This window comes from Streptomyces sp. NPDC027185 (genome assembly GCF_055567035.1).
The window spans coordinates 407,273-421,315 of sequence record NZ_JBVHRF010000007.1; the positions used below are offsets into that span (position 1 = coordinate 407,273).

The following is a 14,043-nucleotide window of genomic DNA, read 5'->3' on the forward strand; positions in this document are numbered from 1 at the left end:
CCGCTGGTGCGGTGCGCGCCGCCCGGACGCGGCGCCGGTACCCCCCCCCGGTGCGGGACCGGTGCGGCCGGACCGGCGCCCGCTCCGGCCGCACGGCGCGCCCGTCGCACTCCGCCGCGCGCCCTTGCCGCGCCTCTTGACGATTACTGGCAACAAACCTAACTTTCACGCGTTCCTCCCACCCCCCACATTCGGGAGACCCCATGAGACGCGCCTCAACTCGCCCTGCACGATGGGTAGTTGCTCCGCTGGCCGGCCTCGCACTGATCGGTTTGTGGACCGTCGCCGACGCCGAGGGCGGCACCCCCGCGCACACCCCCCGACCCGTGGCCGACGGCGCCGCCCCGCCGCCCGCCCACCGCGCCGCGCCCCTCTGGCGGGCCGATCCGGCCACCGGCACCAAGGCGTTCGAGGGCGTGGAGACCAAGCCGGGACAGGTCACCGTCGTCGACGACCCGGCCGGGAAGTACGGGAAGACGTACGCGCTGCACACCTCCGGGCGCAAGGTCGACGACGCCACGCGGGTGCGGGTCGAAACGCGCGGACACCGCGCCTCGGGCGGTCCGCTGCGGTTCTCGAAGGAGGGGGACGTCTTCTACGTCGGCTGGCGGTCGATGTGGGGGCCGTTGCCCACCAAGAAGGGCGACTGGGTGACGCTGTGGCAGCTCAAGGACTACGGCTCCGGTGCCGCCACCCCACCGCTGTCGCTGCGCGCCCGCGGTGACGGCACCGTCGATCTGGAGTACTGCGACCCGGAGATGAAGACCACCTACCTGTGGCGCTCCGGGCTGAAGCTCAACTCCTGGCACGCGTTCGTCGTCGGCCTGAAGATCTCCCAGGACCCCGCGAAGGGGTGGGTGAAGCTGTGGCACAACGGCGCCGCCCAGAAGCTGGCGGGCGGCGCCACGCAGTACCGGGCGGCCACGCTGCGGGCCGACTGGGTCACCGACAAGTGGGGCGTCTACCGCTCCGACGGTGTCACCGGCGCGGCCACCGCGTACCTCGACGACGCCGCGGTGGGCCGCGCATACGGCGACGTCGCGCCCTGACGCTGCATCAGGTGAGGCGGGCGCGCGCGTCGGCCAGTGCTCCGGCCAGCAGCGCCGCGCCCTCCTCCGCCTCGGCGACGTTCAGCGTCATCGGCGGGGCGATGCGCAGGCACGCGCCGCCCCGTCCGCCCTTGCCGACGAGCAGTCCGCGCTCCCGGGCCGCCTCCACGACCAGCGAGGCGGCCTCGGCGGACGGCTCGTCGGTGCCGGGGGTGACGAGTTCGACGCCGATCATCAGGCCCCGCCCGCGCACCTCGCGGACCAGATCGCTCCCGGCGGCGACGGCCCGCAGCCGTTCGATGAGCAGGCCGCCGACCCGCCGGGCGTTGCCCTGGAGGTCGTGGTCGATGAGGTAGGTGAGGTTGGCGAGACCGGCGGCGGCGGTGACGGGGCTGCCGCCGAACGTCGAGATGGAGTGGGCGTCCAGCGCGTCCATCACCTCGGCGCGGGCGACGACCCCGCCCAGGGACATGCCGTTGCCGATGCCCTTGGCGAAGGTCAGCAGATCGGGCGGGCCGTTCCCGGCGTGCGCCTGCCAGCCCCAGAAATGGTCGCCGGTACGGCCCCAGCCGGTCTGTACCTCGTCGCTGATCCAGAGGATGCCGCGGGCGGCGAGCACCTCACGGAACGCGGCGTAGAGCCCGTCCGGCGGGGAGGTGAAGCCGCCGACGCCCTGGACCGGTTCGGCGATCAGCGCGGCGACGCCCCCGGCGGTCTGGCCGAGCACGTCCTCCAGGTCGGCGACGCACGCCGCGATGAAGCCGGCGTCGTCGAGCGCGGCGTACGGCCCGCGGGTGCGCACGCCGCCGTGGAGGTAGAACGTCTGGAACGGGGTCAGGCCGGTCGGGGACCAGCTCGCGTTGCCGGTGACGGCGACGGTGGAGAAGGAGCGGTCGTGGTAGCTGTTGCGCATCGCCAGGATCTGGTGGGAGCGGCGGTGGGCGGTGGCGAGCAGCAGCGCCGCGTCGTTGGCCTCGGTGCCCGAGGTGGTCAGGAAGACCCGCGCGTCGGGGATGCCGGAGAGCGCGGCGATACGCTCGGCCAGCTCCACCATGGGGCGGGAGAGGTAGAGCGTCGAGGTGTGCAGGATCCGCCCGGCCTGTTCGGTGACGGCGGCGGTGACCTCCGGCAGGGCGTGCGCCGTCATGGTGGTGAGGATGCCGCCGAAGAAGTCGAGGTAGCGGTTGCCCTCGGCGTCCCAGACGTGGCGGCCGGAGCCGTGGGTGAGTTCGAGCGGACGCGCGTAGTAGAGGTCGAGCCAGGAGGGCAGCACCGCGCGGTGGCGGGCGAGCAGCGCCCCGGGGGCGCCGTCGGCCGTCACGGGCGCACCAGCCCCTCGTACGCGTCGGGGCGCCGGTCGCGGTAGAACGCCCACTGCTGCCGGACCTCGTCGATCAGTCCGAAGTCGAGGTCGCGGACGAGGAGTTCCTCCGTGCCGTCGGCGGCGACGTCACCGACGAACTGCCCGCGGGGGTCGACGAAGTAGCTGGTGCCGTAGAAGTCGTTGTCGCCGTACTCCTCGGTGCCGACGCGGTTGATGGCGGCGACGAAGTACTCGTTGGCGACGGCGGCGGCGGGTTGTTCCAGCTGCCAGAGGTAGGCGGAGAGGCCACGGGAGGTGGCGGAGGGGTTGTAGACGAGCTGGGCACCGCCGAGCCCGAGCTGGCGCCAGCCCTCGGGGAAGTGGCGGTCGTAGCAGATGTAGACGCCGACCTTGCCGACGGCGGTGTCGAAGACCGGCCATCCGGCGTTGCCCGGCTTGAAGTAGTACTTCTCCCAGAAGCCTTTGACCTGTGGGATGTGGTGTTTGCGGTAGCTGCCGAGCACGGTGCCGTCGGCGTCGATGACGGCGGCGGTGTTGTAGTACACACCGGACTGCTCGACCTCGAAGACGGGGGCGACGACGACCATGCCGGTCTCGCGGGCGAGGGCCCGCATCCGGGTGATGGTCGGGCCGTCGGGGACCGGCTCGGCCCAGCGGTAGTGCTCCGGCTCCTGCACCTGGCAGAAGTACGGGGCGTTGAAGACCTCCTGGAAGCCGATGATCCTCGCCCCCTGCCCGGCCGCCTCCCGGGCGTGGGCCTCATGCTTCGCGATCATCGATTCGGTGTCGCCCGTCCAGGTCGCCTGGACCAGTGCGGCTCGCACAACATCGGCCATGAACAGCTCCTTCGCCGTCGCGTCAGGCTGCGGGCCCACGCGGTCTCGGGCGGGCCCTGCGCGCGTGGAGGCGACCGTAGGCCCCGCCGCGCACCGGGGCAAGCCCCTCTCCGGTGCGTCGCCGGGCGTGCCCGGCACGGACGCGGCCGCACCGCGCCGCCCACCCGATACCGGCAGGGTGACCGGCATCGGTACGGAGTCCACCGCGCGCCGCGCACGAGCACGGCCACCACGTCACGGCCACCGCCGACGCGGTCACCGGCCTGGACGGGGCGGCGCACCGCAACAGCGTCGAGAAGATCTTCCCGCGGCTCGGCGAGACCGGCACCACGGACGAGATCATCGCCCTGCTGGGCTGACGTCCCCGGGCCCGGCGCCGGGCACCGCCGCGGGCGGCCACCGCTCGTGCCAGCCCAGCGCGGACTGCAACTGCGCGGTCAGCGACAGCAGCCGGGCGTCGCCGTCGGCGGGCCCGAGCAGCTGCGCGCCGAGCGGCAGTCCGCCGCCGGTGAACCCGGCGGGGACGTTCACCGCCGGCCACCCCAGCACGTTCCACGGCCAGGCGTACGGGCAGGCGGCGGTCATGGCCTGATCCGTACGGCGGCCGCCGAGCCCGGCGAGGGCGCCGATCCGCAGCGGCGGGGCGGCGGTGGTCGGTGTCAGCAGCACGTCGTAGCGGCCGAACAGTGCGCCGATCCGGCGGTGTTGGCGCGGTTCGGCGGCGCGCGCCCGGCGCAGGACCGGGCCGCCCAGCAGCCGTCCCAGACGGACCGCGCCGCGGGTGCGCCGGTCCAGCAGCGCCGGATCGGGGACCCGCGCCGCCCACTCCCGCACCCCGTTGGTGGCGCGCGGCACGAACGCCAGGCCGATCAGCCCGTAGTCCGGATCGGCCTCCTCGACGAAGTGGCCGAGCCCGGCGAGGGTGTGCGCCACCGCGGTCACCGCGCGCCGGATCTCCGGGTGGAGCGCGACGGCGGTGGTGGTGAACGGCGGTGTGAACGACAGCGCGATACGCAGCCGGCCGGGGTCGCGGCGCACCGCCTCACGGGCGGCGAGCGGCGGCGGGCGGTGCAGGTCGCCGGGGTGGCTGCCGCTCGCCGCGTCCAGCAGCAGGGCCGCGTCCTCGACGGTGCGGGCGAGCGGTCCGATACCGGTGATGCCCTGGAACGATTCGGCGTCCGGCCAGGTGGAGAGGGTGCCGCGGCGCGGTTTGACGCCGACCAGATGCGTCCAGGCGGCGGGGATACGGACCGAGCCCGCGCCGTCGGTGCCGAGCGCGGCGGGCACCAGACCCGCGGCGACGGCGGCGGCGCTGCCGCCGGAGGAGCCGCCCGGGGTGTGGCCGAGGTGCCAGGGGTTGCGGGTGTCGCCGAAGGCGGGGCCCTCGGTGAACGGCCACTGGCCCAGTTCGCAGGCGTTGGTCTTGCCGACGACGATCGCCCCGGCCGCGCGCAGCCGCCGCACCACCTCGGCGTCGCGCGCCTTGGCGGGGAACTGCCCGGCGCAGCCGAACGCGGTGGGCTCGCCCGCCACGTCGATGTCGTCCTTGACCGCCACCGGCACACCGAGCAGCGGCAGCCGCTCCCCCGCCGCGAGCCGGCGGTCGGCGTCCGCCGCCTCCACCTCGGCGGCCTCCGCCCGTACCCGCCGGAAGGCGTTGACGGTGGTGGCGCCGGCGGCGATGCGCTCCAGGCAGCGGTGGACGAGGGCGGCGGAGGTGGTCTCGCCGCGGGCCAGCGCGGCGGCCTGTTCGGCGAGCCCTTCCGGCGGTCCCTGGGTGCCGGGCGGGGACGGGCGGCGCTCGCGGCTCTCGTCGATGCTCACGGCGTGCGCCTCCCGGGGTGCGGTTGCGGACCGGCGGTCCCCGGGAGGCTATGCGGCAGGCGCCCGCCCGGCAACGACGCGCCGTGGCGGGGCGCGTCGTCGCCGGACGGGCGCGGGCGGACCGGGTGGACCGGGCCCGGTCCGGTGAAGGGTGCGGCCGGTTACTTCGCGCTGACGACCATCGCCGAGCCGCCGCCGCGCCGGACCTTCTCGGCCGCGGCCAGCCAGCGGCCGCCGGGCAGCGGCTGCACACCGGTGGCCGCGCCGATCTCCTCGACCTGCGTGAACCGGTGCCCGATGCTCTCCAACCGCGCGCGGAGCGGGCTGTTCCACAGCGCCGGCTCCAGCTCCGTCTTCGCGGCGTTGCGCTGGCTGGCGCGGGGCGCGGCGATGGCGTCGACCAGCGGCATCCCGCGGTCGAGGTGGTTGACGAGGGACTGCAGGACGGTGGTGATGATGGTCGCGCCACCGGGCGAGCCGAGCGCCACGACGGGCTTGCCGTGCTTCAGCACGATCGTCGGCGAGATGGACGACCGCGGACGCTTACCGGGACCGGGCAGGTTCGGGTCGTGGACGCCCGGGGTGATGGGCGCGAACGAGAAGTCGGTCAGCTCGTTGTTGAGCAGGAAGCCGCGCCCGGGGACGACGATGCCGCTGCCGCCGGTCTGCTCGATGGTGAGGGTGTAGGCGACGATGTTGCCCCACTTGTCGGCGACGGTGAGGTGGGTGGTGTTCTCCCCCTCGTACGTCGTCGGGGACGCCTTGCCGTACGTGCCGCAGGGCTTCGGGTGGCGCGGGTCGCCGGGCGCGAGGGGGCTGGTGAGGACCGCGTCGTCCTTGATGAGGCAGCCGCGCGCGTCGGCGAAGCGCTGCGAGGTCAGGCCGCGGACCGGCACGTTCTCGAACCTCGGGTCGCCGACCCAGCGGCCCCGGTCGGCGAAGGCGACCCGGCTGGCCTCGATGTAACGGTGCAGGTACTGCGCCTGGCTGAGGTGCTTGACGTCGCTGCGCTCCAGGATGTTCAGCGCCTCACCGACGGTGGTGCCGCCGGCGGAGGAGGGGCCCATGCCGTAGACGTCGAGACCGCGGTAGCGGGTGCGGGTCGGGGCCTCGCCGAGCGCCTTGTACTCCTTCAGATCCCGCAGGGTGAGGTCACCGGCGCGGACCTTGCGGTCCGAGCCGGGGCGCACCGGGGGCTTGCGGACGGTGTTGACGACGTCGCGGCCCAGGTCACCGCGGTAGAGCGCGTCGACACCGCGGCGGCTCAACTCGTCGTAGGTGCGGGCGAGATCGGGGTTCTTCATCGTGGTGCCGACGACCGGCAGTTTGCCGCCGGGCAGGAAGAGATCGGCGGTGGCGGGGAAGTCCCGGAATCGCGCCTCGTTCTGGGCGGTCTGCTTGCGGAACGTCTCGTCGACGGTGAAGCCGCGCGCCGCGAGGTCACGGGCGGGCCGCAGCACCTGACCCAACGACCGGCTGCCCCACTTGCGCAGGGCGGTGTCCCAGGTGGCGGGTGTGCCGGGGGTGCCGACGCCGAGGCCGCTGGTGACGACGTCCTCGAACGGCAGCGGCTTGCCGTTCTCCTGGAAGAGGTCTTCTCCGGCGGTGCGCGGGGCGGTCTCGCGGCCGTCCAGGGTGCGCACGGTGCGGGACTTGGCGTCGTAGTAGACGAAGTAGCCGCCACCGCCGACACCGGCGGAGTACGGCTCGGTGACGCCGAGGGCGGCGGCGGTGGCGACGGCGGCGTCCACCGCGTTGCCGCCCCGCTTGAGCACCGCGATACCGGCGGCCGAGGCGTCCTGGTCGACGCTGGAGACCGCGCCGCCGGAGCCGACGGCGACGGGCGTCTTGACCGGTTCGGGCGCGGGGTGCGGGGCGGCGGGGCCCGCCGGTGCGGGCTGGGCGACGGCCGGAACCGCCACCAGTGAACCGGCCAGGGCGGCCACGGCCCCCAGGACGGTGAGACGTCGGGCACGGGACATGAGGGGACTTCCTCCAAGCGCAGGGGAAACGCAGGTGGCGGGAGCCTACTCGTGGTGCTCATGCCGTGACAGCGCGGTCCAGCAGGCGGTCCCCGCGTCTCACCGCGATGCCCCATCCGCCCGTAATGACCGGGATATTGAGGCACCGTCATGCCGCCCGCCCGGCCGCAGGATGTCCGTATTCCGCGATTTCCGGGCGGAGTGCCCGCGAGGCGGGGCGGCGGCGCGGCGGGGTGTGGCGCGTGTCTGCCGCGGGGCGTTTCCCGGTCCGGCGGGTGGTCCGCTTCCGCTGCCTCCGGAAGGGCGCCTCGGCGGGGTGACGGTGCGCCGGGGGCGGCCGCGTGGCTCCCTCCGCCCCCCGCTTCGCGGCGCACGGCGGCGACTCCGCGGCGTCGCTTCCCGGCCAACCACGGCGTATGAACCGGGACGAGCCCCGACACCCACCCCCGTCCGCTCGAACACACACCCGGACAGCGGTTACGCTCCCCCGCCATGAACGACACCCTGTTCGTCCTGATCGCCGCCGCCGTGGCACTCGTCGTGGGGGCGGCGGCCGGCTGGGCCGCCTTCTCCGCGGCCGCCCGCCGGAAGCTGACCCGCACCCAGCGCTTCTTCGGTCTGCCGGAGGGCTCGGAGTGCGTCCTGGTCACCCACCGGGACAGCGCCTCGGCCCACGGCAGCATCCCGCGCCACGACGCGCTGGCGCTGCTCGGGCTCGCCGCGGTCGTCGAGAACTGCGGGGCCCACCCGGAGGTCGCGCCGCACGACACCGGGCTGCAGGGTTTCGGTGCCCGGACGGAGTTCTGCGTCGGCGACCCGACGGCCCACCGCCGCCTCGCCGCGCACCTCGCGACGCTGCTGCCAGGGGTCACCGTGCACCCGGGCGACGCGACCGGCGCCGACCGGGGGACGTTCACCATCGGCCCGACCGCGTACCGCATGGAACCGGGTGCCGTCGAGTACGTCCTGCTGGCCCGGCTGACGGCCGGGGAGGGCGGCCGTCCGGTGTTCCTCGCGGCCGGCCAGCGCCCGGTCTCCCACCGGGCCGCCGTCCGCCACCTGGTCCGCAACCATCCGCAGCTGGCCCGCAGGTACGGCACCCGACGGCCAGTTCTGCGTCCTGCTGAAGGTGGTCAACTCCCAGGCGTACGGACCGGACGTGGTCGAACTCGTCGCGGACGTGACCCGCACGGCCACCGCACCGGCCGAGCCACGGGGGCACCGGGCCACGGCCTGAGCGCGCCGCGGGCCGGGGGCGAGGGGCGATACGGCGGGTGGCCGGTGAAGCGGTCCGGCCCGAGTGACCTGCCCCGAACGGTCCGCGCCGGCGTGCTCGCGAGGGCGCACACCGGCGCCCCCGCACGCCGCACCCTCGCGGCCGGCCCGGCGCCGCAGGCTTCTGCCCGAAGTGCCGCCGCCCCCGGTCCGCTCGTGCGGGCGCGCCCGCACACCGTCCCTCCTCGGAACGGTCCGACACCCGGCGGGCGGTCGTCGGCGCGCGGGCCCGGGTGGGATCTGCCAAGCTCGTCAACATGATCGCCCGGCTCCGTTCGACCGCCCAGCACTGGACCCGGGCGGTGCCCGTTCTCGGCGTCGTCCTGCTGATCCTGGTCTGGGGGAGGTCGCTGCCGGGCGCGCTCGTCGCCGTGGTGACGCTCTTCCTGGCGGGGTCGGTCCTGGCCGCCGTGCACCACGCGGAGGTGATCGCCCACCGGGTCGGGGAACCGTTCGGCTCCCTGGTACTCGCGGTCGCGGTGACCATCATCGAGGTGGCGCTGATCGTCACCCTGATGGCCGACGGCGGTGACAAGAGCGCCGCGCTGGCCCGGGACACCGTCTTCGCCGCCGTCATGATCACCTGTAACGGCATCGTCGGCCTCTGTCTGCTGGTCGGCGCGTTGCGGCGACGCGTGGCGATCTTCAACCCGGAGGGCACCGGCGCGGCGCTGGCCACCGTCTCGACCCTGGCCGGGCTGAGCCTCGTCCTCCCGAGCTTCACCACCAGCGGCACCGGCGCGCAGTTCTCCACCCCGCAACTGATCTTCGCCGCGCTGGCCTCCCTGGTGCTGTACGGCCTGTTCGTGACCACCCAGACGGTGCGGCACCGCGACTACTTCCTCGCCCCGGTCACCCCGGCGGGCGATGTGCTCGACGACGACCACGCCGAGCCGCCGTCGAAGCGGACGGCGCTGATCAGCCTGGCCCATCTGGGCCTGGCCCTGATCGCGGTGGTGGGGCTCGCGAAGGCGGTGTCGCCCGCGATCGAGTCGGGGGTGGCCGCGGCGGGGCTGCCGTCGTCGGTCGTCGGTGTGGTGATCGCGCTGCTGGTGCTGTTGCCGGAGACCATCGCGGCGGTCCGCGCGGCCCGCCGTGGCCGGATCCAGACCAGCCTCAACCTCGGCCTCGGCTCGGCGATGGCCAGCATCGGCCTGACCATCCCCGCGGTCGCCGCCGCCTCCGTCTGGCTGGCGGGCCCCCTGGAACTGGGCCTCGGCCCGACCCATATGGTGCTCCTCGCCCTGACCGTCGCCGCGGGCACCCTGACCGTCATCCCGGGCCGCGCCACACCGCTCCAGGGCGGCGTCCATCTGACCCTCTTCGCCGGGTACATCGTTCTGGCGATCAGTCCGTGAGGAGACGGAGGACGGCCCGCCCGGGGCGACCACGGCCGACGGCCTCGCGGCGGTGCCCGCACCGGCGCACCCGCGCCCCGGCCGACGGGCGCCCCCTCCGCCTTCCGGCCGGTACCCCGTGAAGCACCTCGGCGGCCGGTGACCGGCCCCCCGCCACGCCACGCATACGCGCCCCGACCTGCGCCCCCGCTCCCGGCCCCGCGCACCGCCCTCCCCGCCCGATGCCCGGCGCCGCCTCGCCGGCGCACCCGCATCCCGCGCCCTGGCCGCGGCGCCGCTCACGAGTCAGGCACCGACCCCGCGGGCCCTCCCCGCCGAAACCCCGCACCTCCTCGACCGGCGCACCCGCCCCGGCGCCGGAGGACCTCCGCCCCGCCGGGACGGCCCGAAGGTCCCGGCGGAGGCCCGTCCCGGGACTTCCGGCCCGGCCGCTCGCCCTACCGCGCCCATGCCCTATGCCCCGAATTCATCCCCCTTTCCCCTGCGCGCCCCCTTCGCCCCGTAGCTCCGCCCTACGCTGTGAAGCGACCCGCCCCGCAGGCGCCCGGGGCATCCGCGCACCGAGGCACGGAAGGAGTTCTCCATGACCGCCATCCCCGTGACCACCGCTCCCTTGACCGCCGCAGGCGAGGCCGTCGTCACCCTCGACGGCGAGCTGGACATCCTCACCGCCCCCGGCGCTGCCGTACGGCTCGCCGCGGCCGCCGCGCACCACGACCGGCTCCACGTCGATCTCCGCCGGGTGACCTTCATGGACACCACCGGTCTCGCCCCGCTGACCCGCACCGCCCGTACGCTGCGCGGCCGGGGCGGCGGCGTCACGCTCGCGATCGGCAGTCCTTTCCTGCTCCGGCTGCTCCGGCTGACCGGCACCGCGCCGCTCTTCGACCGGATCGACGCACCGGCCGCCCCCTGCGACGCGCCGGCCCGGACTCCGGCCGCACCGTGACACGTGCCACGGTCCGCGAAGCCCCCTTCGGACGGATACACCCACCCGAGTGGTTTATCGTTCAATTGGAAGCGGGTGTCGCAGTGCCGCCCGGGCCCGCCGTCCCCCCGGCCGCCCGGAAGCTCCGGCCGACGACCTCGTGAGCCGGACGCCACGCGTAACCGGCCGCCCCGGCCGGATTCCCCCGTCCGGCCGGGGCTTCCCCTCCCCCACGAAACCCGCCGCAGGCCACGCCCAGCGGCTCACCCCCGGCGCCGGATGCGCGCCTCACCGCAGATACGACGCCCCGTTCACGTCCAGCACCGTGCCCGAACTCCAGACGGCCTCCGGCGAGGCGAGATGGAGGACCGCCGCGGCGATCTCCGCGGGCTCGGCGACCCGCCCGAAGGGGCTCTGGTTCCGTACGTCCTCGGTGAGCCGGTCGGCGACCCGTTCGGTGGCGACGAAGCCCGGCGCGACCGAGGCGACCGCGATGCCGTACGGCGCCAGATGGACAGCGAGCGACTGCCCGAGGGCGTGCAGCGCGGCCTTGGAGGCGCCGTACGCCGGGTGGTCGGGCTCGCCCCGGTAGGCGCCGCGGGAGCCGATGTTGACGATGCGGCCGGACACCGCCCGGTCGATCATGTTCCGCGCGGCGCAGTGGCTGACGTGCGCGGCGCCGAGCAGATTCACGTCCACGATCTCCCGCCAGGCGTCCCGCCACTCCTCGAACGGCGTGGTGGCCGCCGGGTGCGGGCGGTTGACCGCCGCGTTGTTGACCAGGACGTCCACGCCACCGAGCCCGTCGACGGCGGCGGCGACCACCGCCGCGGCGCCCTCCGGTGCGGCGAGGTCACCCCGGACCAGCACATGCCCGCTGCCGCGCAGCGCGCCGAGCGCCTCACGCGCCGCCGCCTCACGTGAGGCGTAGTGCAGCGCCACCCGGTCACCCTGGGCGGCGAACCGCTCGGCGACCGCCCGGCCGATCCCGCGCGAGGCACCGGTCACCAGCACCGCGCGGCTCACCGGACACCTCCCGCGACCGCGCCTCGGCCGAACGACGGCCGGGCGGGGCATCCGTACCACCGACGGGAAAGCTGACCGGACCGCTGCATGGACACGCTCCACCTCACCGTTTCCCCCGCCGGACGCAGGGGGCTGACCGGCAGTGATCGTAAAGGATCACCACGGACCGGAAGTGAACGCACGGGAGTGCCGACGAGGAGGACCGGAAAGGGCACGGCCCGTCCGGCACACCCCTGGCCTGCCGCTTCGCCCCTCCGGTGAGAGAGCGGGACGCCTCCTCGCCCCGGAACGGCGACCGGCGGGCCCCACCGGTGACGCGCACCGGCGAGGCGACCGCCGGACCCGCCCGCTCAACGGGCCCGGCGGCGCGCCCCGTTCAGCGCGGCTGCTGGACCAGCTTCTCCAGGTCCGCGGCGGCCTGGCCGACCTCCGGCAGGGCGAGTGCCGCGCGCTGCGCCCGGCGGACCCGGGCGGCGACGTCGCGGTCGGCCAGCAGCTCACGGCAGGCGGTGGCGACGGCGTCCGGCGTGACCTCCGTGACGTGCCGGCCCAGGCCCAGTTCGGCGACGCGTTCGGCGTTCTGCGTCTGGTCGCCGAAGTTCGGCAGCACCGCCATCGGCGTCCCCGTACGCACCGCCTCGCGGACGCTGTTGTAGCCGCCGTGGGTGATGAACAGGTCGGCGCACTCCAGCAGCAGCGGCTGGGCGAGACGGTCGACGAGCCGGACGTGCGGGGCGGGCTCGACGCCGTCGAGCGGGACGCCGCCGGTCGCCACGATCGCCGAACATTCCAGCTGCGACAGCGCCTCGACGGCCGCCCGCAGCATCTCCGCCGGGTGCGTCATCCCGACCGGCAGCGGAATGCCGCTCTCCATCATCGTGAGGATCATGGGCAGCGCGGTGCCGCACGCCGCGAACACCAGCGGCCGGTCCGCGGGGAGCGCGGCCACCCACTCCGGCAGCCCGTCCGTACGGTCCACCAGCGTGGTCTGCCGGTAGGCCCGCACCTGCGCGGGGAACCGGCCGAACGTGTACTCCTGCGGCAGGTAGTCGAACCTGCCGTACGGGTAGAGCGATCCGGCGTCCTCCTGCTCGGGCAGGCCCAGCTCCCGGCGCATCGCATTGAGGTTGGGCAGCAGCTCCGCCGGATCGACCATGTTGACCAGCCCGGACGGGATCGGCAGCTGCGGGATGCCGAGCTTCTCGGCGAGCAGCACACCGGCCATGTCCATCCCGTCCCGGAGGATCACATCGGGGCGGATCGCGGCCGCCCGCTCCGCCAGCACCTCGTACATCGCGCGGGCGTGGGCGCCGGTCAGCTGGTCGAGCATCCGCGCCAGGTGGTCGCGGGCCGCGGTCTCCGCATCGGCCTCGGCCCCGTCGGCGGGCGGCGCGGGCGGGGTCATCCGGGGCAGGCAGGGGTCCAGGGTGACCGCGTCGGCGCGGAAGACGGGCGCCGTCTCGGGGGTGGCGGTCACGGTGACCGCGTGCCCGGCTCCGGCCAGCGCGCGGGCCAGCGGAAGCATGGCCCGGCCGTGGGACGGCGAACCTATCGAGGTGCACAGAACACGCATGGGGGTCCTCATTCTCTTGACGGTGGCCGTGACAACCGCCGGTCGCCGTGGCTCGCCGTCACGTCGGGCAGCACCGTGAACCGCGTCACGCACCTCCCCCGCCGCGGTCCGCACCCAACCGACCGACTCATGATCGACGGTAAGGAGGCCCTGTTCAGCGCGTCAAAGCAGCGCCGCGGGGCCCGCCCGGATCGAGCCATACCCGCCATCCGGGCCACCCTCCTCGAAATTGGTATCGGAGATGCCATTTATGTACGGTGAGGCCGTGCGCCTCACCAAAAGCACCGACATCGCCCTGCGGATCGCCATGCGACTGGCGGTCATCGAGGACAGCGACGCCCCGACCACCCGCGAGGTGGCCGCCGCGGTCGACGTCCCCTACACCCACGCGGCCAAGGTGGTCAGCAAGCTCCAGCGCCTCGGCGCGGTCGAGGCGCGCCGCGGCCGGGGCGGCGGCCTGACCTTGACCGAAGCCGGCCGCACCGCCTCCCTCGGACGCCTGGTCCGGGAGCTGGAAGGCGTCCACGACGTCGTCGGCTGCGAGGAGGGAACGGGCTGCCCGCTGCGCACCGGCTGCCGGCTGCGCGGCGCCCTGCGCACCGCCCAGGAAGCGTTCTACGCCTCCCTCGACCCCCTCTCGATCAACGACCTGATCGAGGCCCCGACCGGCCCCCTGCTGATCGGCCTCTCCCCCCGGCCGCCCGGCTGACCTCGCACGACCGGCCGCGGTGAACCGGGGCCGGTCGAGCGGGCCGACGGGCCGCGCCCGCCCCCGGGGCCCCGGCCGCCCGCACGCCCACCGCCACGGAACACCCTTGACTCCCTCCCATCGCCCAAAAATACGCATCTCACATGCCTATTTGGGCGC

10 protein-coding genes and 2 pseudogenes are annotated in these 14,043 nt (G+C 74.8%); 6 read left to right on the forward strand and 6 right to left on the reverse strand.

Annotated features, from left to right (window positions below):
- The first annotated feature begins 272 nt into the window (after positions 1 to 272).
- Complete coding sequence (locus tag ACZ4M8_RS24130) at positions 273 to 1,049, forward strand: heparin lyase I family protein (protein ID WP_467610558.1); 777 nt, start codon at positions 273 to 275, stop codon at positions 1,047 to 1,049.
- Between the two features lie 7 nt (positions 1,050 to 1,056).
- Here ACZ4M8_RS24130 and ACZ4M8_RS24135 read toward each other — a convergent pair whose 3' ends face one another.
- Positions 1,057 to 2,370, reverse strand: a complete 1,314-nt coding sequence (locus ACZ4M8_RS24135; RefSeq protein ID WP_467610559.1) for an aspartate aminotransferase family protein — start codon at positions 2,368 to 2,370, stop codon at positions 1,057 to 1,059.
- Complete coding sequence (locus ACZ4M8_RS24140; protein WP_467610561.1) at positions 2,367 to 3,209, reverse strand: nitrilase-related carbon-nitrogen hydrolase; 843 nt, start codon at positions 3,207 to 3,209, stop codon at positions 2,367 to 2,369. Before ACZ4M8_RS24140 ends, ACZ4M8_RS24135 begins: the two co-directional genes overlap by 4 nt.
- Positions 3,210 to 3,381: 172 nt before the next feature.
- On the opposite strand from ACZ4M8_RS24140, the pseudogene ACZ4M8_RS24145 reads away from it, so the two are divergent.
- Positions 3,382 to 3,568, forward strand: a pseudogene (locus tag ACZ4M8_RS24145) (isochorismatase family protein); the annotation flags it as partial.
- Here ACZ4M8_RS24145 and ACZ4M8_RS24150 read toward each other — a convergent pair.
- Positions 3,549 to 5,033, reverse strand: coding sequence for an amidase (locus tag ACZ4M8_RS24150; RefSeq protein WP_467610563.1), 1,485 nt, complete (start codon positions 5,031 to 5,033; stop codon positions 3,549 to 3,551). The pseudogene ACZ4M8_RS24145 and the gene ACZ4M8_RS24150 overlap by 20 nt on opposite strands.
- A gap of 161 nt (positions 5,034 to 5,194) precedes the next feature.
- Positions 5,195 to 7,015 carry a gamma-glutamyltransferase gene (gene ggt / locus ACZ4M8_RS24155; RefSeq protein WP_467610565.1) on the reverse strand — a complete coding sequence of 607 codons (1,821 nt, stop codon included), beginning with the start codon at positions 7,013 to 7,015 and terminating at the stop codon, positions 5,195 to 5,197.
- 492 nt (positions 7,016 to 7,507) lie between these two features.
- Here ggt and ACZ4M8_RS24160 point away from each other — a divergent pair.
- The 3 genes and pseudogenes from ACZ4M8_RS24160 to ACZ4M8_RS24170 all read left to right on the forward strand — a co-directional run bounded on the left by ACZ4M8_RS24160 (position 7,508) and on the right by ACZ4M8_RS24170 (position 10,597).
- Positions 7,508 to 8,252: pseudogene (locus ACZ4M8_RS24160) on the forward strand (hypothetical protein).
- 295 nt (positions 8,253 to 8,547) lie between these two features.
- Positions 8,548 to 9,648, forward strand: coding sequence for a calcium:cation antiporter (locus tag ACZ4M8_RS24165; protein WP_467610567.1), 1,101 nt, complete (start codon positions 8,548 to 8,550; stop codon positions 9,646 to 9,648).
- 583 nt (positions 9,649 to 10,231) lie between these two features.
- Positions 10,232 to 10,597 (forward strand): STAS domain-containing protein, encoded by a 366-nt coding sequence (locus ACZ4M8_RS24170; protein WP_467610569.1) that lies wholly within the window; start codon positions 10,232 to 10,234, stop codon positions 10,595 to 10,597.
- Between the two features lie 267 nt (positions 10,598 to 10,864).
- Here the strand turns inward: ACZ4M8_RS24170 and ACZ4M8_RS24175 are convergent, their stop codons facing one another.
- Both ACZ4M8_RS24175 and ACZ4M8_RS24180 read right to left on the reverse strand, forming a co-directional pair.
- A complete protein-coding gene (locus ACZ4M8_RS24175) occupies positions 10,865 to 11,653 on the reverse strand; it encodes an SDR family NAD(P)-dependent oxidoreductase (RefSeq protein ID WP_467610571.1) in 789 nt (262 codons plus the stop codon).
- 325 nt (positions 11,654 to 11,978) lie between these two features.
- Positions 11,979 to 13,175, reverse strand: a complete 1,197-nt coding sequence (locus ACZ4M8_RS24180; RefSeq protein WP_467610572.1) for a glycosyltransferase — start codon at positions 13,173 to 13,175, stop codon at positions 11,979 to 11,981.
- Between the two features lie 265 nt (positions 13,176 to 13,440).
- Between ACZ4M8_RS24180 and ACZ4M8_RS24185 the strand changes: the two genes are divergently transcribed.
- Entirely contained in the window at positions 13,441 to 13,884 is a 444-nt protein-coding gene (locus ACZ4M8_RS24185; RefSeq protein ID WP_467610574.1) for an RrF2 family transcriptional regulator, read from the forward strand.
- Positions 13,885 to 14,043: the final 159 nt, after the last annotated feature.

What these genes read in the sequence shown, in the direction of transcription:
- ACZ4M8_RS24175 (WP_467610571.1), bottom strand. Translation starts at nt 11,653, where the DNA reads ATGCCCCGCCCGGCCGTCGTTCGGCCGAGGCGCGGTCGCGGGAGGTGT.
- ACZ4M8_RS24165 (WP_467610567.1), top strand. Translation starts at nt 8,548, where the DNA reads ATGATCGCCCGGCTCCGTTCGACCGCCCAGCACTGGACCCGGGCGGTG.
- ACZ4M8_RS24170 (WP_467610569.1), top strand. Translation starts at nt 10,232, where the DNA reads ATGACCGCCATCCCCGTGACCACCGCTCCCTTGACCGCCGCAGGCGAG.
- ggt (WP_467610565.1), bottom strand. Translation starts at nt 7,015, where the DNA reads ATGTCCCGTGCCCGACGTCTCACCGTCCTGGGGGCCGTGGCCGCCCTG.
- ACZ4M8_RS24140 (WP_467610561.1), bottom strand. Translation starts at nt 3,209, where the DNA reads ATGGCCGATGTTGTGCGAGCCGCACTGGTCCAGGCGACCTGGACGGGC.
- ACZ4M8_RS24180 (WP_467610572.1), bottom strand. Translation starts at nt 13,175, where the DNA reads ATGCGTGTTCTGTGCACCTCGATAGGTTCGCCGTCCCACGGCCGGGCC.